At 66.4% G+C, this 23,479-nt stretch carries 25 protein-coding genes; 12 read left to right on the forward strand and 13 right to left on the reverse strand.

Annotated elements, in window-relative coordinates:
* Positions 1–17 precede the first annotated feature (17 nt).
* Entirely contained in the window at positions 18–1,226 is a 1,209-nt protein-coding gene (locus ACXAEH_RS01450; protein WP_475030716.1) for a pyridoxal-phosphate-dependent aminotransferase family protein, read from the forward strand.
* A 29-nt stretch (positions 1,227–1,255) separates the two neighbouring features.
* On the opposite strand, the gene ACXAEH_RS01455 is transcribed toward ACXAEH_RS01450, so the two are convergent.
* Positions 1,256–1,450: a histidinol phosphate aminotransferase gene (locus ACXAEH_RS01455; RefSeq protein ID WP_475030717.1), complete on the reverse strand. Its 195-nt coding sequence runs from the start codon at positions 1,448–1,450 to the stop codon at positions 1,256–1,258.
* A gap of 90 nt (positions 1,451–1,540) precedes the next feature.
* Positions 1,541–2,662: a pyridoxal phosphate-dependent aminotransferase gene (locus ACXAEH_RS01460; protein WP_475030718.1), complete on the reverse strand. Its 1,122-nt coding sequence runs from the start codon at positions 2,660–2,662 to the stop codon at positions 1,541–1,543.
* Between the two features lie 95 nt (positions 2,663–2,757).
* On the opposite strand from ACXAEH_RS01460, the gene ACXAEH_RS01465 reads away from it, so the two are divergent.
* The 4 genes from ACXAEH_RS01465 (at position 2,758) to ACXAEH_RS01480 (ending at position 5,535) form a co-directional block, all read left to right on the forward strand.
* Complete coding sequence (locus ACXAEH_RS01465; RefSeq protein WP_475030719.1) at positions 2,758–3,822, forward strand: SMP-30/gluconolactonase/LRE family protein; 1,065 nt, start codon at positions 2,758–2,760, stop codon at positions 3,820–3,822.
* Positions 3,823–3,899: 77 nt separating this feature from the next.
* On the forward strand, positions 3,900–4,685 hold the full coding sequence (locus ACXAEH_RS01470; protein WP_475030720.1) for a crotonase/enoyl-CoA hydratase family protein: 786 nt from the start codon (positions 3,900–3,902) through the stop codon (positions 4,683–4,685).
* 389 nt (positions 4,686–5,074) lie between these two features.
* On the forward strand, positions 5,075–5,272 hold the full coding sequence (locus ACXAEH_RS01475) for a hypothetical protein (RefSeq protein WP_475030721.1): 198 nt from the start codon (positions 5,075–5,077) through the stop codon (positions 5,270–5,272).
* Positions 5,269–5,535: a hypothetical protein gene (locus ACXAEH_RS01480; protein WP_475030722.1), complete on the forward strand. Its 267-nt coding sequence runs from the start codon at positions 5,269–5,271 to the stop codon at positions 5,533–5,535. The genes ACXAEH_RS01475 and ACXAEH_RS01480 overlap by 4 nt, the downstream gene beginning before the upstream one ends.
* Before the next feature lie 60 nt (positions 5,536–5,595).
* On the opposite strand, the gene ACXAEH_RS01485 is transcribed toward ACXAEH_RS01480, so the two are convergent.
* From ACXAEH_RS01485 to ACXAEH_RS01500, 4 genes are all read right to left on the reverse strand, one after another.
* Entirely contained in the window at positions 5,596–6,498 is a 903-nt protein-coding gene (locus ACXAEH_RS01485; RefSeq protein WP_475030723.1) for a fructose bisphosphate aldolase, read from the reverse strand.
* Between the two features lie 80 nt (positions 6,499–6,578).
* Entirely contained in the window at positions 6,579–6,911 is a 333-nt protein-coding gene (locus ACXAEH_RS01490) for a DnaJ family domain-containing protein (RefSeq protein WP_475030724.1), read from the reverse strand.
* A gap of 179 nt (positions 6,912–7,090) precedes the next feature.
* Positions 7,091–7,384 carry a hypothetical protein gene (locus tag ACXAEH_RS01495; protein WP_475030725.1) on the reverse strand — a complete coding sequence of 98 codons (294 nt, stop codon included), beginning with the start codon at positions 7,382–7,384 and terminating at the stop codon, positions 7,091–7,093.
* A gap of 133 nt (positions 7,385–7,517) precedes the next feature.
* Entirely contained in the window at positions 7,518–8,888 is a 1,371-nt protein-coding gene (locus ACXAEH_RS01500; RefSeq protein ID WP_475030726.1) for an aminotransferase-like domain-containing protein, read from the reverse strand.
* A 155-nt stretch (positions 8,889–9,043) separates the two neighbouring features.
* On the opposite strand from ACXAEH_RS01500, the gene ACXAEH_RS01505 reads away from it, so the two are divergent.
* The gene (locus tag ACXAEH_RS01505) at positions 9,044–9,424 is read left to right on the forward strand and encodes a DUF983 domain-containing protein (RefSeq protein WP_475030727.1); all 381 of its coding nucleotides are present in this window, start codon (positions 9,044–9,046) and stop codon (positions 9,422–9,424) included.
* 156 nt (positions 9,425–9,580) lie between these two features.
* On the opposite strand, the gene ACXAEH_RS01510 is transcribed toward ACXAEH_RS01505, so the two are convergent.
* Together ACXAEH_RS01510 and secG are read right to left on the reverse strand one after the other, a co-directional pair.
* Positions 9,581–11,224, reverse strand: coding sequence for a CTP synthase (locus ACXAEH_RS01510; RefSeq protein ID WP_475030728.1), 1,644 nt, complete (start codon positions 11,222–11,224; stop codon positions 9,581–9,583).
* Positions 11,225–11,397: 173 nt separating this feature from the next.
* On the reverse strand, positions 11,398–11,763 hold the full coding sequence (secG, locus tag ACXAEH_RS01515) for a preprotein translocase subunit SecG (RefSeq protein WP_475030729.1): 366 nt from the start codon (positions 11,761–11,763) through the stop codon (positions 11,398–11,400).
* A 227-nt stretch (positions 11,764–11,990) separates the two neighbouring features.
* On the opposite strand from secG, the gene nthA reads away from it, so the two are divergent.
* From nthA to ACXAEH_RS01540, 5 genes are all read left to right on the forward strand, one after another.
* Positions 11,991–12,617, forward strand: coding sequence for a nitrile hydratase subunit alpha (nthA, locus tag ACXAEH_RS01520; RefSeq protein WP_475030730.1), 627 nt, complete (start codon positions 11,991–11,993; stop codon positions 12,615–12,617).
* Positions 12,614–13,291, forward strand: coding sequence for a nitrile hydratase subunit beta (nthB, locus tag ACXAEH_RS01525; RefSeq protein ID WP_475030731.1), 678 nt, complete (start codon positions 12,614–12,616; stop codon positions 13,289–13,291). The genes nthA and nthB overlap by 4 nt, the downstream gene beginning before the upstream one ends.
* A complete protein-coding gene (locus ACXAEH_RS01530) occupies positions 13,288–13,620 on the forward strand; it encodes a nitrile hydratase accessory protein (RefSeq protein ID WP_475030732.1) in 333 nt (110 codons plus the stop codon). The genes nthB and ACXAEH_RS01530 overlap by 4 nt, the downstream gene beginning before the upstream one ends.
* A gap of 574 nt (positions 13,621–14,194) precedes the next feature.
* Entirely contained in the window at positions 14,195–15,508 is a 1,314-nt protein-coding gene (locus ACXAEH_RS01535) for an adenylosuccinate synthase (protein ID WP_475030733.1), read from the forward strand.
* Entirely contained in the window at positions 15,508–15,744 is a 237-nt protein-coding gene (locus ACXAEH_RS01540) for a DUF2842 domain-containing protein (protein WP_475030734.1), read from the forward strand. Before ACXAEH_RS01535 ends, ACXAEH_RS01540 begins: the two co-directional genes overlap by 1 nt.
* Before the next feature lie 167 nt (positions 15,745–15,911).
* Here the strand turns inward: ACXAEH_RS01540 and ACXAEH_RS01545 are convergent, their stop codons facing one another.
* Positions 15,912–18,218, reverse strand: coding sequence for a chemotaxis protein CheA (locus tag ACXAEH_RS01545; protein ID WP_475030735.1), 2,307 nt, complete (start codon positions 18,216–18,218; stop codon positions 15,912–15,914).
* Positions 18,219–18,358: 140 nt separating this feature from the next.
* Between ACXAEH_RS01545 and ACXAEH_RS01550 the strand changes: the two genes are divergently transcribed.
* Complete coding sequence (locus ACXAEH_RS01550; RefSeq protein WP_475030736.1) at positions 18,359–19,021, forward strand: thiamine diphosphokinase; 663 nt, start codon at positions 18,359–18,361, stop codon at positions 19,019–19,021.
* Between the two features lie 24 nt (positions 19,022–19,045).
* Here ACXAEH_RS01550 and ACXAEH_RS01555 read toward each other — a convergent pair whose 3' ends face one another.
* The 4 genes from ACXAEH_RS01555 to ACXAEH_RS01570 all read right to left on the reverse strand — a co-directional run bounded on the left by ACXAEH_RS01555 (position 19,046) and on the right by ACXAEH_RS01570 (position 23,401).
* On the reverse strand, positions 19,046–19,960 hold the full coding sequence (locus ACXAEH_RS01555; RefSeq protein WP_475030737.1) for a DMT family transporter: 915 nt from the start codon (positions 19,958–19,960) through the stop codon (positions 19,046–19,048).
* Positions 19,961–20,187: 227 nt separating this feature from the next.
* Complete coding sequence (locus tag ACXAEH_RS01560; protein ID WP_475030738.1) at positions 20,188–21,561, reverse strand: L-serine ammonia-lyase; 1,374 nt, start codon at positions 21,559–21,561, stop codon at positions 20,188–20,190.
* Positions 21,561–22,268, reverse strand: a complete 708-nt coding sequence (locus tag ACXAEH_RS01565) for a glutathione S-transferase family protein (RefSeq protein WP_475030739.1) — start codon at positions 22,266–22,268, stop codon at positions 21,561–21,563. The genes ACXAEH_RS01560 and ACXAEH_RS01565 overlap by 1 nt, the downstream gene beginning before the upstream one ends.
* 356 nt (positions 22,269–22,624) lie before the next feature.
* The gene (locus tag ACXAEH_RS01570) at positions 22,625–23,401 is read right to left on the reverse strand and encodes a methyltransferase domain-containing protein (RefSeq protein ID WP_475030740.1); all 777 of its coding nucleotides are present in this window, start codon (positions 23,399–23,401) and stop codon (positions 22,625–22,627) included.
* Positions 23,402–23,479 lie beyond the last annotated feature (78 nt).

Raw genomic sequence — 23,479 nt, forward strand, 5'->3', positions numbered from 1 at the left:
GGGCAGGAGCATCAGTGATGAGCGGATCAGTGAACGTGTCGGCCGGACGGCCCTACCTGGCGATCCCGGGCCCCTCGGTGGTGCCGGACCAGGTGCTGCAGGCGATGCACCGGGCCTCGCCCAACATCTACGCAGGCGAGCTGATCGGCATGACCGCCACCCTGATCCCGGACCTGCGCCGGGTGGCGCGCACGGATCATCACGCGGCGATTTACATCTCCAACGGCCACGGCGCCTGGGAGGCCGCGCTGCAAAACACCCTGCGCCCCGGCGATACCGTTCTGGTGCCCTCCTCGGGCCGCTTTGCCATCGGCTGGTCGGAAATGGCCGAGGGGCTGGGCATTGAAACCGAAGTGCTGGACTTCGGCAACCACGCGCCCTGGGATCCGGACCGGATCGCCGAGCGGCTGGCCGCAGACAAGGAACACCGCATCAAGGCTGTGCTGGGCGTGCATGTGGACACCTCCAGCTCCATCCGCAACGACGTGGCGGGCTTGCGCCGCCTGCTGGACGCCTGCGGCCACCCGGCGCTTCTGATGGCCGATTGCATCGCCTCGCTGGGCTGCGAGCGGTTCGAGATGGACGATTGGGGCGTCGACGTGATGGTCTCGGCCTGCCAGAAGGGGCTGATGGTGCCGCCGGGCCTCAGCTTTGTGTTCTTCAACGGCAAGGCCGCCGCCGCCCGCGAGGCCCTGCCGCGGATCAGCCGCTACTGGGACTGGAAGCCGCGCGCCAGCCCAGCGGAGTTCTACCAGTATTTCGGCGGCACCGCGCCCACCCACCACCTCTATGGCCTGCGCGCGGCGCTGGACATGATCCACGCCGAAGGCATTGAAAACGTGTGGAACCGCCACGCCCATCTGGCCGGCGCCATCTGGGCGGCCTGCGAGGCCTGGGGCACCGAAGGCCCGCTGCGGATGAATGTGCCGGACCGGACCCTGCGCTCCACCGCGGTGACGGCGCTGCATATGCCGGCGCCGGACGGCACCCGCCTGCGCGAATGGCTGGAGCAGCACCTGGGGCTGACGCTTGGCATCGGCCTCGGCATGGCGCCCTCGGACAGCCCGGACTGGCACGGGTTCTTCCGGCTGGGCCATATGGGCCACGTGAACGGGCATATGGTGATGGGGCTCCTGGGCGGCGTCGAAACCGGCCTCAAGGCCCTGGGCATTCCGCATGGGGCAGGCGCGCTGGAGGCCGCAGCGGCGGCACTGGCCGGCCGCTAGCAGCCCCCGCAGCCCGGCAGGAGGCAGCGTTATGCCTTCTGCGAGTTCAGCCGGATGTCCAGCCTGGTGATGAAGTGGTTGATCAGCACGGCAAGCACCAGCACCGGCGCCAGCCCGTACATCACCCAGACCACAAAGAAGATCCACATCAGGTTGATTCCGGCAAAGGTGATTGCGGCAGTGAAGAAATCCGGCATACCGGCCGGCAGTTCAGGGTCACGCATGACAATTCTCCCGGTTCTACTTCTAAATAGTAGTCCAGCAAGGGTGAATGTCCGGTAAAACTGCCGCGATCCGGGCGCTGCTGGCGGGTTTCAGCCGCCGCCCGTTCCGGCCCTCGCCGCCGCCAGCGCCCGCGGCAGGGCGGCGGCAAAGGCTTCCATCTCCGCCTCCGGCCCGCAGCTGATGCGGATGCAGCGGTTCTGCGGCGCCGCAAACGGCATCCGCGCAAAAACCCCCTGGCCCACCAGCCCCTCCAGCACCGCCTTGGCAAATGTGCCGTCCCGGCCGCAGTCGATGGCCACGAAATTGGTCGCCGAGGGCAGGGCGCTGAGCCCGTTCTGTGCCGCGATCCCGGCAATCCGCACCCGCGCCGCGGCAATCTCAGCCACCACATGCTCCAGCCAATCCTGATCCTGCAGGGCGGCCAGCGCCCCCGCCTGTGCCGCCCGGTTCATGCCGAAATGATTGCGCACCTTGTTGAAGGCAGCCATCAGCTCCGGATGGCCGATGGCATAGCCCGCCCGGGCGCCCGCCATGCCGTAAGCCTTGGAAAACGTCCGCATCCGCACCACCCGCGCGTCATCGGCGCTGACGGGTGCCGCGGTGCCTGCGGGCGCGCATTCCACATAGGCCTCATCCAGCAGTAAAAGGCTCCCATCGGGCAGATGATCCAGCGCCGCGGCAATCTCCGCTCCCCTGTGCCAGCTGCCCATCGGATTGTCCGGATTGGCCAGGTAGACGATCTTTGCATCCACCTCCGCCGCCCTGGCAAACAGCGCCTCAAAATCCTCGCGGTCATCCTTGTAGGGCACCGTGTGCAGCACGCCGCCAAATCCCGCCACGTGATAGTTGAAGGTCGGATAGGCCCCCAGCGAGGTCACCACCGCATCGCCCGGTCCAACCAGCAGCCGCACCAGATAGCCCAGCAGCCCGTCGATGCCCTCGCCCGCCATGATGTGCTCCGGCGCCACCCCGTGATGCGCCGCCAGCGCTTGCCGCAGGTCATAGCTCTCCGGATCGCCATACATCCAGATATCCCCCGCCGCCTGCGCCATCGCCGCCACCGCCTTGGGCGAGGGGCCGAAAATATTCTCATTCGCCCCCAGCCGCGCGGCAAATGCGCGGCCGCAGGCGCGCTCCTGGGTCTCGGGGCCGGTAAAGGGCACGGTGGCGGGCAGCGATTGCGCAAGCGGGGTATAGCGGGGACCAGTCATGGCGGCAGATAACCCCATGGCGCAAATCAGGGCAAGGCTTGCGCCGCCGTGCCATAAGGCCGAAGAAGGCCGGGAGTTTGCCGGAGATTTTTCAGATGCGCCTTTTCCTTGCCCTTGCCGCCGCCGCCCTGGCTTACCTGCTGTTCTGGCCGGTGCCGGTCGATCCGGTGGCCTATCACCCGCCGGCACCGCCCGGGTTCACCGGCGGTTACGCTGAAAACAACGGGCTGGACGCGGCCGCGCTGATTACGCTGCCGGATGGGGACCTAGGGCCGGAGGACATCGCCCAAACCCCGGACGGCGCCATCTACACCACCAGCCTTGCCGGCAATCTCTACCGCATCGACGGGGAGGTTCCGGTGCTGGAGGACCGCCTCGGCGGCCGCCCGCTGGGGCTCAAGGCCGGGCCGGACGGCGCGCTCTACATCGCTGACAGCTTCCGCGGCCTGATGCGCTGGACCGGCCCCGGCACGCTGGAAACGCTGGCCGCAGACATCAACGGCGCGCCCATCGTCTACGCCAACCAGCTCGACGTGGCCCGCGACGGCACGGTCTATATCTCCAACTCCTCCGACCGCTTCGACCCGGAAACCATGGGCGGCACCAAACCCACCTCTATCCTGACCATCTGGGAGCAATCGGACAGCGGCTATGTGGCCCGCATCCGCCCCGATGGCAGCGCCGAAAAACTCGCCGCCGGCTTTATCTACACCAATGGCATCGCCCTCTCGCCGGACGAAGACTTCCTGCTGATCAACGAGACCGGCCGCGCCCGCGTTCACCGGCTCTGGCTCAAGGGGCCGCGCCAGGGCGAGCAGGAGGTGTTCCTGGACAATCTCCCCGGCTACCCCGACAACCTCGAGGCCCAGGGCGACGGCACCTATTGGCTCGCCTTCGCCAGCCCGCGGGTGCCGTCGGAAAAACTGATGCCCTATCCGTTCCTGCGCAAAGTCATCTGGCGCCTCGGCCCGCTGGTGCGCCCAGCCCCCATCCACCGCGGCATGCTGATCCAGTTCGACGGTGAAGGAAACATCCTGCGCAGCCTGCAAGACCCGGACGGCCGCCTCGGCGTCACCACCGGCGGCAAGGTGATGGACGGGCAGCTCTACATCATGACCCTCGAGTCGCCGTTCTTCGCCCGGATGCCGCTGCAGCCCTGACGCTGCCCCCACGTTGCTCTGGCCTGCGGCCTTAAACCGGGGCAAGCTGGGCAGGCAGCAGCAGCGGGGAGCAGAGCATGGCCACAGTCACCACCGGCTACAAGGACCACATCGCCTATGTCACGCTGGCCCGCCCGGACAAGCACAACGCGCTGACCGAAGAGATGATCGCCGCCCTCATCGCCGCAGGCCGGGAGGTGGCGGCTTCGGAGGCGCGCGCCGTGGTGCTCTCCGGCGCCGGCAAAAGCTTCTGCGCCGGGATGGACCTGGCCGCCCTCGCAGGACTGGCGCAGCGCGATGTGCAAAGCTGGCTGATGCAGCGCACCCACGAAGACGCCAATGACTTCCAGGAGGCGGCGATGATCTGGCGCCGCCTGCCGGTGCCGGTGATAGCCGCCCTCCACGGCGCCTGTTTCGGCGGCGGGCTGCAGATCGCGCTGGGCGCCGACATCCGCGTCGCCCACCCGGAGGCGCAGCTTGCGGTGATGGAGATGAAATGGGGGCTGGTGCCGGACATGGGCGGCATGGCGCTCTTGCCGCGGCTGGTCCGCTCCGACATCCTGCGCCGCCTCACCTACACGGCTGAGACGGTCGAGGCGCCGCAGGCGCTGGACTGGGGGCTGGTCAGCGAGCTTGCCCCCAATCCGCTGTTCCGCGCCAATGAGCTGGCCAGAACCATCGCCGCGCAAAGCCCCTCCGCCATCCGCGCCGCCAAACGGCTCATCACCCAGGCCGAAAGCGGCGCCGCCCAGGCCGATGTGCTGCTGGCCGAAAGCGCCGAACAGGCGGAACTGATCGGCAAGCCGGACCAGATGCAGGCGGTGGCAGCAGGGCTGCAGAAACCCCCGCGCGATGCCGGCTGAGTGCCGCCTTCCGGCTTCTTTCTGGTCTCAAATACTCATGGCCGCAGGCCGCGCCCGGCACGGGCGCACCACTCCTTTTGCAGCCCGCTTCCGGCAGCAGCGGATTTTCGCCAAACCTTCCGAAAATCCGCCGATACAAGCGGGAAACCGCCGCCCGGCGGCAGAATGATGCCGCGCAAATCCAGCAGAAAACCCTGTTAACCTTTTGGCAATATCTGGGCGCGAAACCTGCCATCAGGAGGGCGCAAATCAGGCCAAATCAGCAACTGATTTTCAACACCGGGACGGCCATGGCGGCCTCCGGACGGCTGTTTGCACCCCATGGAAACGCAAGAGAACCGGCTGGGGCAAAGACCGCTTCATCCGGGCTTCAGAAAGGAGTGAGGCTGATGCAACTGGTGCGCAAGAAATGGTTCATCCTGTTCGAAAGCGGCGGCCTGCTGTCCCGGACCGGGGATCGGGTCACCTATTTCTACGACGAGGCGCTGAGCTTCCGGGATTTCGAGGAGGCGCAGCGCTACCTGGCCTCGAACGAGAACCGGGTCAGCTGCACCGGCCTGCGCCCGTCGCTGACCGAAGCGGCGTGAGCGGATGGCTGGAAGCCCGCGGCAGGCGGCAGGCGGCTGAGGCGCAGATGCCCGGTTCCGCCCGCTGGCTGCTGGCCCTGTCTGGGGTGCTGATCTCGGCCTCTGCCCTGATTTTCTGGGCCTGGCTGGGCGGTGCCGGCCAGGCGCCGGAGGAGCAGCCCGGATGGTTCACCCTGACCGCGCTGCGGTTTTTCTGGCTGCCGTTTCTCAGCGGCGCAGGCCTGGTGCTGGCGGTCTGCTGCGCCGGCCGCTCAGGCCTTTGATTGCAAACGAAAAAGGCCGCGCAAGCCGCGCGGCCCCTTCGGAAACTCTCCCCACCAGGCTTACAGCGAGGCGTCGTAGATCTTGCCGATGTTGGCGCCCAGGGCGGCATCGTATTCCGCATCGGACATCGCCACGTTCAGCCCCTCGGTCAGCGCCCGGCTGAAGGAGGCGATCATCTTGGCGTTCTGCGACAGGCGCGCGCAGGCGTCGTCGGTGGTGTAACCGCCCGACAGCGCCACAACCCGCACCACATTGGCGTGATCGGCCAGATCGTCATACAGGCCCGCCTGGGTCGGGATGGTCAGCTTCAGGGCCACTTTGCTGTCAGCGGGCAGGGCGTCCAGCTGCGCCTTGATCTCACCCTTCAGGATGTCCTCGGCCTCGGCCTTGGTGGCAGAGTTGATGTCGACTTCCGGCTCGATGATCGGCACCAGCCCGGCCGCAACGATCTGCCGGCCCACTTCGAACTGCTGGGCGACAACCGCCTTGATGCCCCCGGCATTGGCTTCCTTCACCACCGAGCGCATCTTGGTGCCGAAAATGCCCTTGTCGTTGGCCCGCGCCAGCAGCGCGTCCAGCTCCGGCATCGGCTTCATCATCTGCACGCCATTGGCCTCATCGGCCAGGCCCTTGTCGACCTTCAGGAAGGGCACCACGCCGCAGTTGCCCCACAGGAAATCCGCGGTCGGCTTGCCTTCAATCTCGCCGTCCATGGTCTTCTCGAACAGGATCGCGCCCAGGATGCGGTCCTTGCCAAAGCTCGGCGAGGTGATGATGCGGGTGCGCATCTTGTGGATCTCGGCGAACATCTCGTCATCGCCGCTATAGGCGTCCTCGTTCACGCCATAAAGCGCCAGCGCCTTCGGGGTGGAGCCGCCCGACTGGTCCAGCGCAGCAATGAAGCCCTGGCCGGTGGCGATACGGTCGAGTTGTTCCTGACGGGTGGAAGCGTCTTTTGCCATAATGCGTCACTCTTCTTGGGAATGGTCTGTCTTGGCGCTGTCTATAGCGCGAATCCGCCGGGAAACAACGGGGTGTAGCGCTAACGGAAGAAGGATTTGCGGGCATCGCGCGCCATGTTGTAGCGCATTTCCAGTTCCGAGATGCGCGCCATGGCGGACTTCCGCTGCTCCGGGTCCGTCAGCGCGGCATAGTCCTTGCGCGCCTGGGCCAGCTGTTCCTTCAGCCCGAACTCCTCCGGCACCACGCCGGCCTCGGCCATGATCCGCATCCCCGCCGCCATCCCGGCGTCCACATGCGCCTCGCCGCTGCGGTCGGGCAGCGGCTTGCCTTCGCCCTCCAGCCCCTGCAGCTGCCCCTCGGCCTGCGCCTTGGTCAGCTGGCGTTCAATCAGGTTGCGGAAGGCGCGGATCATCGGAGTTTCCTGTTCATCAGCCTGAGTTTACCAGCCGCGGCTCAGCCCAGCCAGTCCTTGTGCGTCACCGCGTCATTCAGCACGGTCAGATCCGCGCGCTCCCCAGGCCAGGCTCCGGTGCCTTGCGACCGGTGATTTGCGGGTTTCCGGCAGGCCTGAAGCCTGCCGGTGTTTTCAGCTCAGCCTTTGCAGCTGGCCTCTGACAAGACCAGGGATTCCCCGTCAGCACTGCCGCCTTTGCTGTTGTTCTCCAGGCTGGCAATTCCGTTCTTGCGGGCGTAGCTGACGATGGTCTTGAGACCATCCTGTTCAAACCCGGCATCTGCCAGGAGGACTTGCTGAGCCTCGGCCCACGTCAAGCTGCAGTTGTGCTTGCGCATGATGGTCAGAAATTCATCAAACCGGGGCACAGGTTCTGCCCAGGCAGGCGCGGTCCAGGCAAGTGCCAGCGCCAGAAAAGAAAATCGCTTCATAGTAGTCTCCGTTCAATACTTAACGCATTGGAACAACATCATTTTCAACCAAAGGGCAATGGCCTGTCCGCGCTTTTCTGCTTTGCGGGAAATCAGGCAAAGGCACCCATTGGCCCGAGACGCCGGTTCGGCGTTAGCCCAGCCAGTCTTTGCGCGTCACCGCGTCATTCAGCGCGATCAGATCCGCGCGCAGCTCCTCCAGGCCGATCGGCCCGCCCAGGCACACCCGCACCGCTTCCTCCGGCAGGCCGGTGACGGTGAAGGCATCGCTGGGCATGATGCCGATCTGGCGGCCCGCCATCCGGCCCATCACCTCGGCCCGGCTGGTGCCGCGGGGCAGGGTGAGCCACAGGTTGAAGGCCAGCGGGTCGCTGTCGGTGAAACACTCCTGCAGCATTTCCGCCGCCAGCGCCTGCCGCTCCACGGCGGCCTTGCGCACCGACCGCTGGATCTCTGCCGCGGTGCCATCCTCGATCCAGCGGCCCAAGAGCGCCAGGTTCAAGGGCGACACCATCACATGCATCGACCGCAGGGCCTGGCTGAACTGCCCCAGCAGCGCCCGTTTCGGCACCGTGGTATAGGCCAGCCGCAGCCCGGCGCCAAAGCATTTGGAAAGCCCCGCAATATGCCAGCCCAGATCCGGAACCAGGCTGCTGATGGCCGCAGGCGCGCCATTGTCGACAAAGCAATAGGCATCATCCTCGATCAGCGTCAGATCATGCGCTTGCAGCACCGCGGCAATCTGCTGACGCCGCTTGGCCGGGATGGTGCGTGTGGTGGGGTTCTGCAGCGTCGGGTTGAGGTAAAGCGCCGCGGGCCAGTGGTCAGTGATGGCCTTTTCCAGCGCCTCCGGCAGGATGCCGTCCTTGTCGCTGGTCAGCCCGACCAGCCGGATCCCCTGCCGCGCCGCAATGGAGCGCAGCCCGGGGTAGGTCACATCCTCGCACAAGACCGTCGAGCCCGGCTCGCAGAGCACCGTCAGCACCGCGTAAAGGCTGGCATGCGCCCCCGGCGTGATCACCAGCCGCTCGGGCGCGCAGTGCAGCCCGTTGGCCTGCATCCAATCGGCGGCAGTGGCGCGGTCCTGCGGGCTGCCGGTCACCGACTGATAGCGCAGGAGCGGCAGCAGGTTGGCGGAGACATGCTCCAGCCCTTTTTGCATCCGCGCCAAAAGCGCCGGGTCGTCCGGTTCCGGCGGCATGTTCATCATCGGGTCTTCTTCCAGCGCCCGGCGCGGGTCGGGGCGCTCCGGCAGCGCGTCCAGCGCCTTCACAAAGGTGCCGCGGCCGACAAAGCTCTCGATGTAGCCGCGCCGCACCGCCTCGGCGTAACCTCTTGATACGGTAGAAAAATCCACCCCCAGATCCTGCGCCACCCGGCGCTGCGGCGGCAGCCGGTCGCCGGGGGAGAGCACGCCCTCGTCAATGTCCGCCTTGATCGCCTCGGCAATTTCCAGGTAGCGCGGCTTTTCGCCTTCCAGCCGGGTCGGGGCCCATTGTTTCATCTGCTGTGTCTCCCGCCGGGTGTCCGGCGCATTGTACCGTGATTGATTGGTTCAATGTCAGAGTGCTACAATAAATGCAACATCAATGTATGCATATTGATTGCATTCAATATCAGAATCACGCTATCAGGCAGCCAAACCCAAGGAGATGCGCAATGACCGGGACTGATCTGGTGCAAGAGGAGCAGCGGGAGATGAAGCCCGCATTGTGGAAGGGCCTGCGCCTGCGCTGCCCGAACTGCGGCGAGGGCAAGCTGCTGCACAGCTATCTGAAGGTGAACGACAGCTGCACCGAGTGCGGTCAGGAGCTGCACCATCAGCGCGCCGATGACGGCCCGGCCTATCTGACCATCCTGGTGGTCGGCCACATCCTCGGCTTTGCGCTGCACATCGTCTACATGCAGCTGCGCCCGGACCCCTGGACGCTGGCGATCATCATGTCGGTGATCACGGTGGGGGCCTCGCTGTACCTTTTGCCGCGGATGAAGGGGCTGGTGGTGGCCTACCAATGGGCCAAGCGGATGCACGGGTTCTGACCCGGCCCAATCCAATCAATCAAAATGCAAAAGGCGGGCCTGCGGCCCGCCTTTTTCCGTTTTCTCCCAGCGCCGCCTTGGCGGCGCCAGGCCCAACAGGTGAGGGTCAATCTCTGATTGGCCCGGAGCCGGCGGGAGCGCCCCGCCTGCTGCAGATCATACCAGCCGCGAGGTGTCCTTGGCGGCGCGCACGAAATCGTCGAACAGCGGATGCGGCGCGAAGGGTTTGGACTTCAGCTCCGGGTGGAACTGCACACCGATGAACCAGGGGTGGTCCTGCCACTCGACGATCTCCGGCAGGCGGCCGTCCGGCGACATGCCGGTGAAGTGCAGCCCGCAGGCCTCCAGCTTCTCGCGGTATTTGATGTCCACCTCATAGCGGTGGCGGTGGCGTTCCTCGATATGGGTGCCGCCATAGACCTGTGCGACCAGCGACTCTTCGGCCAGGGCCGCGTCATAGGCGCCAAGCCGCATGGTGCCGCCCTTGTCGTCATCGGCCTTGCGGCTGACCTTGTGGTTGCCCTGCACCCATTCCTTGAGGTGGTAGACCACCGGTTCAAAGCGTTTCTTGCCGGCCTCGTGGTCGAATTCCTCGGAACCCGCCTCGGCGATGCCCGCCACGTTGCGCGCCGCTTCGATCACCGCCATCTGCATGCCGAGGCAAATGCCCAGGTAAGGCACGTTGTTCTCGCGCGCATATTGCGCCGCCTTGATCTTGCCTTCGGTGCCGCGCTCGCCAAAGCCGCCGGGCACCAGGATCGCGTGGAAGCCCTGCAGATGCGGGGCTGCGTCTTCCTCGTCGAACAGTTCGGCGTCGACCCATTCGATCTTCACTTTCACCCGGTTCGACATGCCGCCGTGGGTCAGCGCTTCGGCGATGGATTTATAGGCGTCTTCCAGCTGGGTGTATTTGCCGACGATGGCCACCTTCACTTCGCCTTCCGGGTTGTAGATGCGGTCGGCCACATCTTCCCAGCGCTCCAGGTTCGGCTTCGGGGCGGGGGCAATGCCAAAGGCATCCAGCACCGCCTGGTCCAGGCCTTCGCGGTGATAGGCCAGCGGCGCCTCGTAGATCGATTTCAGGTCCTGCGCGGCAATCACGCTGTCGGGGCGCACGTTGCAGAACAGGGCCAGCTTCTCGCGCTCTTTCTTCGGGATCGGCCCTTCGGAGCGGCAGACCAGGATGTCCGGTGCCAGGCCGATGGAGCGCAGCTCCTTCACCGAGTGCTGGGTCGGCTTGGTCTTCAGCTCGCCGGAGGCCTTGATATAGGGCAGCAGCGTCAGGTGCATGAAGATGCATTCGCCGCGCGGCTTGTCCTGGGCGAACTGGCGGATGGCTTCAAAGAAGGGCAGGCCCTCGATATCGCCGACGGTGCCGCCGATCTCGCAGAGCATGAAATCGACCTCATCCTCGCCGATGGAGATGAAGTCCTTGATTTCATTGGTGACGTGCGGGATGACCTGGATGGTCTTGCCGAGGTAGTCGCCGCGGCGTTCCTTCTCCAGCACATTGGTGTAGATCCGGCCCGAGGAGATCGAGTCGGTCTTGCGCGCAGGCACCCCGGTGAAGCGCTCGTAGTGGCCCAGGTCCAGGTCGGTCTCGGCGCCGTCGTCGGTGACAAACACCTCGCCATGTTCAAACGGGCTCATGGTGCCCGGGTCGACGTTCAGATAAGGGTCCAGCTTGCGCAGCCGGACCGAATAGCCGCGGGCCTGCAGAAGCGCGCCCAAAGCGGCGGAGGCCAGGCCCTTGCCCAGGGATGAAACCACACCGCCAGTGATAAAGATGAATCGCGCCATGTCTGTTCGGCTGCCCCCGTGAGAAGTCAGAATCAAGCTGCCCGGCGGAGGTTGGAATAGGCTCCAAAAACCGCTGCATCACGGGACTTCATATATAAAGGATTCGCGCGCGCAGCGCAAGGGAACCGCAAGATGCTGTTGCGGTTCCTAAGAACCCGTCAAGGTATAGTGGATCAGTCCAGGGCTGGCACCAGCGGTGCATTGTCGCCCTCGCCCGGCGGCAGAAGATCGCTGCCAAGTGCCGGCGCGGCCGGGGCCTCGCCCTGTTCGGCCTGCGGAACCGCCAGTCGGTCGGTGACCGAGGCGCCCGCGGATTTCTGCGCGGCCATCACGGTCAGGGTGATCGAGGTGCAGATGAAGGCGATGGCCAGGATCCAGGTCAGCTTGCCAAGCGCGGTTGCCGCCGCGCGGCCCGAGACGGCACCGCCGCCGCCGCCGCCGCCCATGCCCAATCCGCCGCCTTCGGAGCGCTGCAGCAGCACCACGGCAACAAGGCCGAGAGCCAGAAGAAGATGGATGATGAGAACAACGTTTTCCATGGGTCCCTGCGGCGGTTGGCTGAGTACCGGGCGTAAATAGGCAAGATTGCCCGGGGGGGCAAGGGCGGAGTTGGCCGGGGGCCGGGAGTTTCCTTTCAGGGCCTTGGAATGGACGGCAGCACAGGCGCCAGAACAGGGGGCAGCACAGGCGGAAGGTCACGCAACGTGATTGTTTGCATCAGGAAACGTGACTGGACAGCAGCCCGGCGGGCGGAGCAGCATGGGGCATGCCTCATGATCATTCCGACCACCCGCACGCCCTTCTGCCGCCTGATCCCGCCCTGCGGGTCAAGGCGCTGGAGACAATTCTTACTGAAAAGGGCCTGATCGACCCCGCCGCGCTGGAGGAGATCATCGACACCTACCAGAACAGAATTGGCCCGCAGAACGGGGCCCGGGTGGTGGCAAAGGCCTGGAGCGATCCGGATTTCAAGGCGGCGCTCTTGGCGGATGCGGATCCGGTGCTGGCGGAGCTGGGCTATTACGGGCGTCAGGGCGAGCATATGGTGGTGGTGGAGAACACCCCCGCCCAGCACAATATGGTCGTCTGCACCCTGTGCAGCTGCTACCCGTGGCCGCTTCTGGGCATTCCGCCGGGCTGGTACAAATCCGACGCCTACCGCGCCCGTGCGGTGCGCGAGCCGCGCAAGGTGCTGGCGGACTTCGGGGTGAGCCTGCCGCCGGAGACCGCGGTGCGGGTCTGGGATTCGACCGCGGAGGTCCGCTATCTGGTGCTGCCGATGCGGCCTGAGGGCAGCGAGGGCTTGGGCGAAGCGGAGCTGGCCGCGCTGGTCACCCGCGACAGCATGATCGGCACGGGACTGGCGAAGGTGCCGGGGGAGGCGCCGGCATGACCCGGGTGCATGACATGGGCGGGCAATTCGGCGACGGGCCGGTGAGCCCGGAGGCGGAAGACGCGCCGGTTTTTGCCGAGGACTGGCACGCGCGCGCCCTGGCGGTGACGCTGGCTTGCGGCGCGCTGGGGCAGTGGAATATCGACACCTCGCGCCATGCCCGCGAGCGGCTGTCGCCGAAGGATTACACCCGCTTTTCCTATTATGAGAAATGGATTTCGGCGCTGGCGGATCTCTTGGTCGAGAAGGGCGTTCTGACGCGCGAAGACCTGCAGGGCAAGGGCGCAGCGGGGCTGCATGCGCTGGCGGAGCGGGCCCTGAAGGCAGAGAATGTTGCCGCTGCGCTGGCCAAGGGCGGGCCTGCGGACCGCGACGGCGGGCCGGCGCCGCGGTTCCATCCGGGCCAGGCGGTGCGGGCGCGAATCCCCGCGGATAATGCGCTGGTTGACGGCGGCCATACCCGGCTGCCGCAATACGCCGCGGGGGCGCAGGGCTATATTCTGCGGCTGCATGGCACCCATGTGTTTCCCGACAGCAGCGCCCATGGGCTGGGCGAGGCGCCGGAGCCGCTTTATGCGGTGCGGTTTCATGCCCGCGCCTTGTGGGCGCATGCCGAACACCCGGAGGATGAGGTGGTGCTGGATCTGTGGCAGAGCTATCTGGAGCCGTTATGAGCGGCTGTCCTGACGTTGCAGCGCCTGAGCCGGTCTTTGCCGAGCCCTGGCATGCGCAGGTGTTTGCCCTGACGGTGCATCTGAATGAAGCCGGGCGGTTCAGCTGGGGCGAGTGGGTGACGCGGTTTTCCGCGACGCTCAAGCGCCATGGCCTCAGCCGGGAGCTGGACGGCGGCGAGGATTATTTCCGCGCCTGGCTGGAAACGCTGGAGATGTTTCTGGCCGAGGACAGCGCGGCCAGCCGTGCCGAGGCCGAGGTGATGCGCAGCCGCTGGGAGGAGGCCTATCTCAGCACACCGCATGGCGCGCCTGTTCAGTTAAGGGACTGAACAGACAGCAGGTTCGCCCGCCGGGGCTGCTTGGGGCCGGGGCGGTTTTTCTTGCCGTATCTGCTGTTTCGTTTCCGTTTTGCGCTGAAGCCCAGTTAAGGGGGCGGCGCCGCCGGGTGGAGGTGGACAGGCCCCGCGGGGCCTGCTCGGACAGAAGCTCCTGGACGACCCCCTTTTTATCGGGGCCGGTCTCCGGGGTGTCGCGCAGCCAGCCACACAGATGCCTGCGCCTCGTGTCATGGCCCCGCGCGCGGGGCCATGGCGGGGGATCGCGATCATTTGGGAATGTGGCATAGGGAAATGAGCATCGCATGAAGGCACCGTACGGTGTGTGCGCAACACCGGACGCCTTTTTTGGGAGGCAGGGGGAAAGGGAATCGCCCGGCGGCACCGCCGGGCCGCGCCTGCCTGCCCCCCGGCAGGCGCATTCGCGCCCGCCCAGGCAGGCGCGGCCCTCCGTGATAGGGCGAAATCCTTGGCTAAGCCTTCTCCTGCGGCGAATTTGCGGTTCCCCTGCCTGCGCGGCATCGCTATATGAGCGTGGGTTTGAACCAAAGACTGTAAAGGACCGGATATGGCCAACGTCGTCGTAGTCGGCGCCCAGTGGGGCGACGAGGGTAAAGGCAAGATCGTGGATTGGCTGAGCGAGCGCGCGGATGTGATCGCCCGCTTCCAGGGCGGCCATAACGCCGGCCACACGCTGGTCATTGACGGCAAGGTCTACAAGCTGCACGCGCTGCCCTCGGGTGTGGTGCGCGGCGGCAAGCTGTCGGTCATCGGCAATGGCGTGGTGCTGGATCCCTGGCATCTGATGAAAGAGATTGCGACGGTTCAGGAACAGGGCGTGGAGATCACCCCGGAAACCCTGATGATCGCCGAGAACACGCCGCTGATCCTGCCGCTGCATGGCGAGCTGGACCGGGCGCGCGAAGAGGCGGCCTCCAAGGGCACCAAGATCGGCACCACCGGCCGCGGCATCGGCCCGGCCTATGAGGACAAGGTGGGCCGCCGGGCGATCCGCGTTGCCGACCTGGCCGATGAGGCGACCCTGATTGCCCGCGTCGACCGCGCGCTGCAGCACCATGATCCGCTGCGCAAGGGCCTGGGCGTTGACCCGGTCGACCGCGACGCGCTGATTGCCCAGCTGAAAGAGATTGCACCGCAGATCCTGCCGTTTGCGGCACCGGTCTGGAAGGTGCTGAACGAGAAGCGCAAATCCGGCAAGCGGATCCTGTTTGAAGGGGCGCAGGGCGCGCTTTTGGACATTGATTTCGGCACCTACCCGTTTGTGACCTCCTCCAACGTGATCGCGGGCCAGGCGGCAACCGGCGTGGGCATCGGCCCGGGCTCGATCGATTATGTGCTGGGCATTGTGAAGGCCTATACCACCCGTGTGGGCGAAGGCCCGTTCCCGACCGAGCTGCTGGACGGCGAAGGCAAGCCGGATGCCGATGGCGAGCGCCTGGGCACCCGCGGCCATGAGTTCGGCACCACCACCGGCCGCCAGCGCCGCTGCGGCTGGTTCGACGCCTGCCTGGTGCGCCAGACCTGCGCCACTTCCGGCATCAACGGGATCTCGCTGACCAAGCTGGACGTGCTGGACGGCTTTGAGACGCTGAAGATCTGCGTTGGCTATGATCTGGACGGCGAACGGCTGGACTACCTGCCGACTGCCGCCGACAGCCAAGCCCGCTGCAAGCCGGTCTACGAGGAAATGCCGGGCTGGAGCGAGTTGACCGAGGGCGCGCGCAGCTGGAACGACCTGCCGGCCAATGCGATCAAATACGTGAAGCGCGTGGAAGAGCTGATCGACTGCCCGGTGGCGCTGCTGTCCACCAGCCCGGAGCGGGACGACACCATCCTGGTGACCGACCCGTTTGCCGACTGATGGCTGAGAAGCAAGGCCTGAGCTACAAGGCCCGGCGGCGCTGGGCCCTGGTGATCCTGCTGGTGGGGATGCCGCTGTATATCGTGGCAGCGGTGACGGTGATGAACCTTCTGGACCGGCCGCCGCTGTGGCTGGAGCTGCTGGTCTATGTGGCGCTGGGCGTGGTCTGGGTGCTGCCGTTCAAATTCGTGTTCCGCGGCGTTGGCAAGGAAGATCCGGACGCCGGGACCGACTAGGGGGAGGGGCGCTGCCCCGCAGGCTTGATTGGAACAGGGGCACTGCCCCTCTTGACCTGACGGTCAATTCACCCCGGAGTATTTCGGACCAGAAAGAAGCGGGCCCGGTCCTGCAAAAAAAGGCGGCCCCGCAAGGCCGCCTTTTTGTCTTTGATCTGTCCGGGCGATCAGCCCGCGGCGCGTTTTCCAGGCTTGAAGCCGATGTCGCCGGAGGCGGTGAACTTGCCGTTGCCGGAGCGCTCGATCTTGCCGTCGCGCAGGAGCTGGCCGAAGGAGCGCAGCCCGTCTTCGCGGTTGAAGTCGCCGCCGCCGGCGCTGCGCACCTTGCTGATCAGCTGCGGCCGCGAGAAGTGGTCGCGGTTTTCCACAAAGCTCATGTAGGCGGCAGCGGCTTCCAGCAGGTCATGCAGTTCGGCGGCGCCGCGCTCAGCCGCATAGGCGGCAAAGCCGTTGCCCGCATCGCCGGCATCTTCGCCCAGGACCGCAGCCGAAACCCGGCGCGGGCGCACCGGCTTCTGATCTGCTGTGCCTTCGTCGATGCGCTGGGCGGCCACAAGTTTCAGCGGCGCCGGGCGGGCTGCGGCGCCGGCCGGGCGTTCGGAGCCGCCCTGGCGGGCTTCCGGGCGGCGCGGGCGCACCACGCTGGCCAGGTCGTCGCGGTAGGGTTTGGCCTCGTCGCTGCCAGCGGTGCCTGCGGGGCCGTCCGCCTTGGTGGCGGCAACCGCGGCGCGCAGCTGGCTGTAGGCCTCGCGCGAGGAGGCGGCATCCGGGTCTTCGAGCTTTTCGTCCGCTGCGGCCATCAGCCGGGTGACATCGCTGTCGGCCAGGCTGGAGGCGGCGGGGTCTGCGGCGCCGGTCTCTGCCTCGGCACCGGGGGCGGAACCGGGGGCGGTGCTGTCTTCGGGCCGTTCGGAGGCGGCCAGGATTTCCGCTTCGACCTCGGCCAGCTCGCGCATCAGATCGGCTTCATCCTCTTTCGAGAGCGCGTCTTCGGCTGCTGCTGCTTCGCCCGCCGCCGCTTCCGCTGTGCCGGGGGCTTCCTGGAGGCGGCCCGAGGCAACGGCCTTTTCGAAATCGCTGCGCTTGACCTTGGCGATGCGCACGCGCACCGGCGGCCGTTCCGGCGCGGGCGCGGCTTCTTCTGTCAGCAGGTTTTCCGAACCGCTGTCCTGATCCTCTGCATCCGTGTCTTCCTCTGCGGCCGGAGCTTCGGCGCTGTCAGGCCGCAGGTTTTCGAACAGGCTGCCGCCGAGCGTTTCGTCCGGATTGCCCAGGGCGTCCGCCGGATCAGAGGCTTCGGCAGGGTCCTGCGCGGCGGAGGAGGTCAGGTCCAGGCGGTCCAGCGCCTTGGCGATCTCGTCGTCGCCCTCGTCGTCGAAATCCGGTGCGCCTGCGCTGTCGTCGTCCAGGAGGGCGCTGGAGATGTCCTCGGCAGCGTTTTCCAGCACGTCATCGGCGTGCTCGTCTTCGCTGAAGTCCTCTTCGGGCGCCTGGGCCACCACGGCGCGGATGCGCTGCAGCTTGGCGGCGATGCTGTCGGCGGCGGGCACGGTGTCTTCGGCGGCGGCGGCCGGAGCCTCCGCGGCATCCTCTTGCTGGTCTGCCTCCGCTTCTGCCTCATTGACCTCCAGCAGCTCAACCTCCGGAGCATCTGCATCGGCAGCGGCTTCTTCGCTTGCGGTTTCCATCACAGCGGTGATGGTTTCTTCGGCTTCGGCTTCGGCTTCGGCTTCGGCTTCGGCTTCGGCTTCGGCTTCGGCTTCGGCTTCGGCTTCGGCTTCGGCTTCGGCTTCGGCTTCGGCTTCGGCTTCGGCTTCGGCTTCGGCTTCGGCTTCGGCTTCGGCTTCGGCTTCGGCTTCGGCTTCGGCTTCGGCAATCTCTTCCGCGGCTTCTTCTGCTGCCGCGGCGGCTTCGGTCACCTCAGCCTCTACCGCTTCCGCTTCCGCTTCGGCAGCAGCCTCTGCAACGGCGGTTTCAATCTCTGGCGCGGTGTCTTCTGCTGATTCTGCTGCCGGTTCTGCAGTATCTTCTGCTGCGGTCTCCTGGGCCGGGGCTTCCGGTTCCACGGCCTTGGCTGCGGGGGCTTCGGGGGCTTCTGCTGCCGGCTCTTCCGCAACAGGGGCCGGGGCAGGCTGTTCGGCTACGGGGGCGGGCGCCGGGGCTGCTGCGGGCGCGGGGGCCGGAGCGGGAGCTTCGGCCGCGGCTGCGCCGAGTGCCGGGGTGGCGGCGCGCAGGTGGATGCCGCCGTCGCTGGTGCGGGCCTCGACCTGGCGGGCAATCTCGCGCTGGGCAATGCGGGCCAGCATGTCGGCATCGGGCTGCGGCGGCTCGGCGCCGAAGTAGCGGTCATCCGCGGCCAGGTCGCGGAAATATTCGGCAATCGCCTTCATCGTGCCGAAGGAATCCTCAAACCCTTCCAATGTGCAGGAAAAGGTTCCATAGGATACGGTCAAGACTTTGTTGTTATGTACCATCAGCTCGCTCGTCTTCGTCACATCTGTTGTCGTTCACCATATTGGCTAGAAGGACCAATTTTGCTCGAATCCGTGCAATTGATCGTATCATTTTGTGTTCACATTGTGACCTGTTTCCAAAACTGGCAGGAATTGCGCCTATGACCGCGAAGATTGTTGACCAAATCGAACCAATCACCCTGGTGGGCGGCGGCGAGATCGCTGCCGGGGCGCTGGAGGAGGCTTTGGCGCTGGCGCCGGTGCTGGTTGCGGCGGATGGCGGCGCGGCGGCGGCGCTGGCGGCGGGGCATGTGCCGCAGGCGGTGATCGGCGATTTCAACTCGCTGCCGGAGGCGGTGCGGGCGCAGCTGCCGGCAGAGAGCCTGCACCGGGTGGCGGAGCAGGACAGCACCGATTTCGACAAGGCGCTGCGGATGGTGGCGGCGCCGGCGGTGCTGGCGGTGGGGTTCCTGGGCGCGCGGGTGGATCACCAGCTGGCGGCCTTCAACACGCTGGTGCAGGGCCATGACAGCCCTTGCGTGCTGGTGGGGGAGCGTGAGGTGATCTTTCACCTGACCCATCCGGTGGTGCTGCCGGCACAGGCGGGGGAGGTGATCTCGCTGTTTCCGATGCAGGCGGTGCAGGGGCGGTCCGAGGGGCTGGAGTGGCCGATTGACGGTTTGCGCATGTCGCCGATGGGGCGGATTGGCACCTCGAACCGGGCGACGGGGATGGTGCGGCTGGAGCCGGAGGGGCCTGGCCTTTTGGTGATCGTGCCGCGGCGGCTGCTGCGGGATGTGCTGGGGGCGCTGCGGCGGGACTGACGGGCAGGGCTGACGGGCGGGGCCTCAGGCGGGGTTGATGCGTTCTTCGGTTTCCGATGCCCTGCGCTCGCGCAGCACCGCGTAAAGGCCTGCGCTGATGGTCAGCAGGATGCCGAAGGCGGCGAGGGTGTTGGGCAGCTCGGAGAAGATCAGCCAGCCGAAGAACACCGCCACCGGGATTTCCAGATATTGCATCGAGGCGAGCGTTGCGGTGGGGGCATAGCGCAGGCTCCAGGTCATCAGGAGATGGGCGATGGTGCCGAGCACGCCGGTGGCGGCCAGCAGGCTCCAGGTGTGGCTGGGCGGGGCGTTGAGGTTGAGGCCCGCAAGGCCGGCACTGTCGCCGAACCACAGCATCGGCAGCATGAAGAGGCTGGCCAGAAGGCCGCAGACCGCTTGCAGCGGGACCGGCTCTGTCTCTTTGGCGATTTTGCGGGTGACGAGCATGAAGAGGGCAAAGATCACCGCCACCAGCACCGGCCAGAGCGCATTCCAGCCGACCGCGGCAAAGCTGGGCTGAATGACCAGCAGGGTGCCGGTGAAGCCGACCACGCAGGCGCCGAGGCGGCGCAGGCCGACCTGTTCGTTCAGCACGTATTTGCCCAGGAGCAGCATGATGAAGGGCATCACAAAGGCGATTGCCACCGCATCGGCCAGCGGCAGGTACTTGAAGGCGGTGAACATGGCGCCGACCCCGCCCATTTGCAGCAGGGTGCGCAGCAGTACGTAGGGCAGCACATGCCGGGGCATTTTCAGCGAGTGGCCCAGGATCCAGGTAAAGGGCACCAGCAGCACCGCCTGAAAGCCGAAGCGGGCGAAGACCATTTGCCCGACGGGGATGTGGGCGCCCAGCAGCTTGGCGATGGCATCGCAGACCGGGATGGTCACGCAGAAGCCCAGCATCAGGGCGATGCCAAGGAGGGGGCGGTCCTGTGTCATGGCGCCACGCTAGGCTTGCGCGGTGTGCAGCGCAAGCTGGAGTTGCGGGGAATGGAGGGGAACGCCGCCATCCGGCAAAGGATGTGGTGCGTTTTCTTGCCGCCGTCTTGCAACAGAAGGCCCGGGCCTGACCTTGGGAGGGCGCGAATGCGCCTTCCCGGGGGGAAGGTCAGGCGCGGGCCGTGCCGCTGCGCGCCACGTCCCAGGAAAGACGGAACATCATTGCGTCAGCAGTTCGGCACGTTTACGGCGAGGCCGCCGAGCGAGGTTTCCTTGTATTTGTCGTGCATATCGGCGCCGGTCTGGCGCATGGTCTCGATGCAGGCGTCCAGCGGCACAAAGTGCTGGCCGTCGCCGCGCAATGCAAGAGAGGCGGCGGAGACCGCCTTGATCGCCGCCAGCCCGTTGCGTTCGATGCAAGGCACCTGCACCAGGCCCTTCACCGGGTCGCAGGTCATGCCCAGGTGATGCTCCAGCGCGATCTCGGCGGCGTTTTCCACCTGTTCCGGCGTGCCGCCCATGACGGCGCAGAGGCCTGCGGCGGACATTGCGGAGGCGGAGCCGACTTCGGCCTGGCAGCCGGCCTCAGCACCCGAGATCGAGGCGTTGTATTTGACCAGGCCGGCAATGGCGGCGGCGGTCAGCAGGAAGTCCTCGACATGGCTCTCCGAGGCGCCCGGCACGTGGTCGAGGTAGTAGCGGATCACTGCGGGCAGGGTGCCCGCGGCGCCGTTGGTGGGTGCGGTCACCACCTGGCCGCCGGCCGCGTTTTCCTCGTTCACCGCCATCGCATAGACGCTCATCCAGTCGTTGATGGTGTGCGGCGCGGTCAGGTTCATGCCGCGTTCGGCCATCAGCGCGTCATAGATGCCCTTGGCGCGGCGGCGCACCTTGAGGCCGCCAGGCAGGATGCCGTCGCGCTCCAGCCCGCGGTTGATGCAGTCGTTCATCACCTGCCAGATGCGGGCGGTGCCCTTGGCCAGGCTGTCCTCGCAGCCGCGGGCGATCTCATTGGCGCGCTTCATGCCGGCAATGGATTTGCCGCTGGATTTGGCCATCTCCAGCATTTCGGCGGCGGATTTGAAGGGGAAGGGCACCGGCTCGCCTTCGTCGGTGGCCTTGCCTGCGGCCAGTTCTTCCTCGGTCACGACAAAGCCGCCGCCGATCGAGTAGAACACCTGTTTCAGGATCACGTCGCCCTGGGCGTCGGTGGCCATCAGGATCATGCCGTTGGAATGGCCCGGCAGCGTGTGATCGTAATCAAAGATCATGTCGGCCTTGGGGTCGAAGTGCAATTCGCCCAGGCCCTCGGGGTGCATGGTATGGGTCTTGTCCAGCTCGGCCAGGAAGGCCTCGGCCTTGGCGTCGTCATAGTCATGGGCGACAAAGCCGCCGAGACCCAGAATGGTGGCGCGGTCGGTGGCGTGGCCGACGCCGGTGAAGGCGAGCGAGCCGTGCAGCGAGGCGCGCAACCCGTGGAATTCAAAGGGCGAGGCGCGCATCATGCCGAGGAAGCGCGCGGCGGCGACCATCGGCCCCATGGTGTGGGAGGAGGACGGGCCGATGCCCACTTTGAACATGTCGAAAACGGAGAGGAACATTAGGTGGCTGATCCTTCTGGGGGATTGGCGTAGGCCGGGGATGTGAACGGGGTGGCGCCGAGGCCCTCGGCCTCGCGCGCAACGGCAACGGCGGGGCGGTGCTCCAGCGCGGAACACAGCCGCTGCAGATGCGGGTATTGGGCCATCACGAACCAGGATTTGCCGGTGTTGGCCGGGTAGAGCGCCATCCAGCGCATCTGGCAGGCGAGGTAATAGTCCAGCACCGAAGGCTGCGGCGCGCCGAGCCAGGCCGGGCGGTCTGCGGCGGCGCTGTCGAGGTTGGTCAGATGCTGGTGCAGCCGCTGGCGCAGCACTTTTTGCAGCTGGTCCTGCTGGGCCGCGTCTGGTCCGATGTATTTCTCCGGGTAGAACAGCATCCGCAGATCGGCGTGCAGCGTGTTGGAGGCAAAGAACAGCCATTTGAGGAAGGCGGCGCGCTCCCGGCTGTCCGGTGCGGGGGCCATGGCGCCGTGACGGTCGGCCAGCCACAGGAGGATGGCGGCGGTCTCAAACAGCGCACCGTCCGGCGTTTCCAGCACCGGGATCAGCCCGTTGGGATTGAGCGCCAGATATCCGGGGCTGCGCTGCGCCTTTGACGCGCGGTCGACCAGCACCGTTTCATAGGGCAGGCCAAGCTCCTCCAGCACCAGGCGGATGATCAGCGAGGCGTTGTCGGGGGCGTAATGCAGGCGGTATTCTGGTGTCATGGCGCAATATTATGTCGCAAAGCGTCGCGGGGTGTGTTCATTTCCGGCGTTTCCAATAGGAAACCCGCCTTTGTGATGCATGTTTCTTAGGCTGCAAACGGGCCGCTTGCCAGAGGCTTTCTTTGCCGGCGGCGGCATACCGTTTCCGGGCGGAGGCTGGGGCGCGCGCCAGCCCGGGCGGTGCCGGCTGCGGCGGCTGGCGGAATGAGTATTTGGGACCAGAAAGAAGCGGGGGCGCAGCGCGCCGCAGGCGGGCTGCCATGCCCAAGGCTTTGCGGCTCATCTTTGATGAGGTTCAAAGGCGCGGGAGCGCTGCCGCGGCCCCGGGTGCGGGCTGGGCGGGGTGCCGCGCCGGGTCAGATCCGCCGGGCGGTGCAGACGAAATGGGTGAGCGACAGGAAGAAGCGGCCTTCCTCTGCCAGCTCCTGCTGCTCCTGCGCCCAGGCGGCGGCGTCGTCTTCGTCTGCGGCGCCGGTGCCGACGGCAAAGGCGCGGATCAGCTGGATCATCATTGCCGCCAGCCCGTCCGGCCGCAGCGTGGTGTCGCAGATGGTCAGTGGCTGCATCGAGAATGGCTCATAGCCGCAGGTGCTCATCTCTGCGGGCAGCAGGGCGGGCAGGTCATGCACGGCCATGTGGCGGCCCCAGGCCTCGAGCATGCGTTCCATGCGGCGGGTGTTGTCGCTGTGCCAGGCCAGGGTGTCCCAGTGGATGTCGCCCACCGCCAGCAGCCCGCCGGGCTTCAGCACCTTGTGCAGGGCGCGCAGGGCCGGGCGGCGGTCGGTGAGGTATTCGAACACCTGCAGCGCCGCCGCCTTGTCGAAGCTGGCGGCATCAAAGGGCAGCTGGGCGGCGTGGCCTTCAACCAGCGTGACATTGGCGCGGCCATTGATGCGCTGATGGGCGGCGGCCAGCATTTGCGGGCTGGCATCCAGCCCGGTGACATGGCCGGAAGGGCCGACGGCGCGGGCCAGCTCCAGTGTCAGGAGCCCGTTGCCGCAGCCCAGGTCCAGGATGTGCTCTCCCGGCTCCGGCGCCAGTGCGTCAAACGTCGCCCGCCGCCGCCGCGATACATCGGCGCCCTGATAGGCGTCTTCGAGCAAGCGTGTTGTTTCTTCGTCGAAGTTCAGCATGAATAATGGTCCCCTAGGAAGATGAGCTATAGTCCGGGGGCGGATGATTTCCAGCCAGGCTGCCGTTAAATCCGCGCC

It is taken from the genome of Leisingera sp. ABM4_060 (assembly GCF_056158765.1).

What these genes read in the sequence shown, in the direction of transcription:
- ACXAEH_RS01450 (WP_475030716.1), top strand. Translation starts at nt 18, where the DNA reads ATGAGCGGATCAGTGAACGTGTCGGCCGGACGGCCCTACCTGGCGATC.
- ACXAEH_RS01455 (WP_475030717.1), bottom strand. Translation starts at nt 1,450, where the DNA reads ATGCGTGACCCTGAACTGCCGGCCGGTATGCCGGATTTCTTCACTGCC.
- ACXAEH_RS01460 (WP_475030718.1), bottom strand. Translation starts at nt 2,662, where the DNA reads ATGACTGGTCCCCGCTATACCCCGCTTGCGCAATCGCTGCCCGCCACC.
- ACXAEH_RS01465 (WP_475030719.1), top strand. Translation starts at nt 2,758, where the DNA reads ATGCGCCTTTTCCTTGCCCTTGCCGCCGCCGCCCTGGCTTACCTGCTG.
- ACXAEH_RS01470 (WP_475030720.1), top strand. Translation starts at nt 3,900, where the DNA reads ATGGCCACAGTCACCACCGGCTACAAGGACCACATCGCCTATGTCACG.
- ACXAEH_RS01475 (WP_475030721.1), top strand. Translation starts at nt 5,075, where the DNA reads ATGCAACTGGTGCGCAAGAAATGGTTCATCCTGTTCGAAAGCGGCGGC.
- ACXAEH_RS01485 (WP_475030723.1), bottom strand. Translation starts at nt 6,498, where the DNA reads ATGGCAAAAGACGCTTCCACCCGTCAGGAACAACTCGACCGTATCGCC.
- ACXAEH_RS01490 (WP_475030724.1), bottom strand. Translation starts at nt 6,911, where the DNA reads ATGATCCGCGCCTTCCGCAACCTGATTGAACGCCAGCTGACCAAGGCG.
- ACXAEH_RS01495 (WP_475030725.1), bottom strand. Translation starts at nt 7,384, where the DNA reads ATGAAGCGATTTTCTTTTCTGGCGCTGGCACTTGCCTGGACCGCGCCT.
- ACXAEH_RS01500 (WP_475030726.1), bottom strand. Translation starts at nt 8,888, where the DNA reads ATGAAACAATGGGCCCCGACCCGGCTGGAAGGCGAAAAGCCGCGCTAC.
- ACXAEH_RS01505 (WP_475030727.1), top strand. Translation starts at nt 9,044, where the DNA reads ATGACCGGGACTGATCTGGTGCAAGAGGAGCAGCGGGAGATGAAGCCC.
- ACXAEH_RS01510 (WP_475030728.1), bottom strand. Translation starts at nt 11,224, where the DNA reads ATGGCGCGATTCATCTTTATCACTGGCGGTGTGGTTTCATCCCTGGGC.
- secG (WP_475030729.1), bottom strand. Translation starts at nt 11,763, where the DNA reads ATGGAAAACGTTGTTCTCATCATCCATCTTCTTCTGGCTCTCGGCCTT.
- nthA (WP_475030730.1), top strand. Translation starts at nt 11,991, where the DNA reads ATGCCTCATGATCATTCCGACCACCCGCACGCCCTTCTGCCGCCTGAT.
- nthB (WP_475030731.1), top strand. Translation starts at nt 12,614, where the DNA reads ATGACCCGGGTGCATGACATGGGCGGGCAATTCGGCGACGGGCCGGTG.
- ACXAEH_RS01530 (WP_475030732.1), top strand. Translation starts at nt 13,288, where the DNA reads ATGAGCGGCTGTCCTGACGTTGCAGCGCCTGAGCCGGTCTTTGCCGAG.
- ACXAEH_RS01535 (WP_475030733.1), top strand. Translation starts at nt 14,195, where the DNA reads ATGGCCAACGTCGTCGTAGTCGGCGCCCAGTGGGGCGACGAGGGTAAA.
- ACXAEH_RS01540 (WP_475030734.1), top strand. Translation starts at nt 15,508, where the DNA reads ATGGCTGAGAAGCAAGGCCTGAGCTACAAGGCCCGGCGGCGCTGGGCC.
- ACXAEH_RS01545 (WP_475030735.1), bottom strand. Translation starts at nt 18,218, where the DNA reads ATGGTACATAACAACAAAGTCTTGACCGTATCCTATGGAACCTTTTCC.
- ACXAEH_RS01550 (WP_475030736.1), top strand. Translation starts at nt 18,359, where the DNA reads ATGACCGCGAAGATTGTTGACCAAATCGAACCAATCACCCTGGTGGGC.
- ACXAEH_RS01555 (WP_475030737.1), bottom strand. Translation starts at nt 19,960, where the DNA reads ATGACACAGGACCGCCCCCTCCTTGGCATCGCCCTGATGCTGGGCTTC.
- ACXAEH_RS01560 (WP_475030738.1), bottom strand. Translation starts at nt 21,561, where the DNA reads ATGTTCCTCTCCGTTTTCGACATGTTCAAAGTGGGCATCGGCCCGTCC.
- ACXAEH_RS01565 (WP_475030739.1), bottom strand. Translation starts at nt 22,268, where the DNA reads ATGACACCAGAATACCGCCTGCATTACGCCCCCGACAACGCCTCGCTG.
- ACXAEH_RS01570 (WP_475030740.1), bottom strand. Translation starts at nt 23,401, where the DNA reads ATGCTGAACTTCGACGAAGAAACAACACGCTTGCTCGAAGACGCCTAT.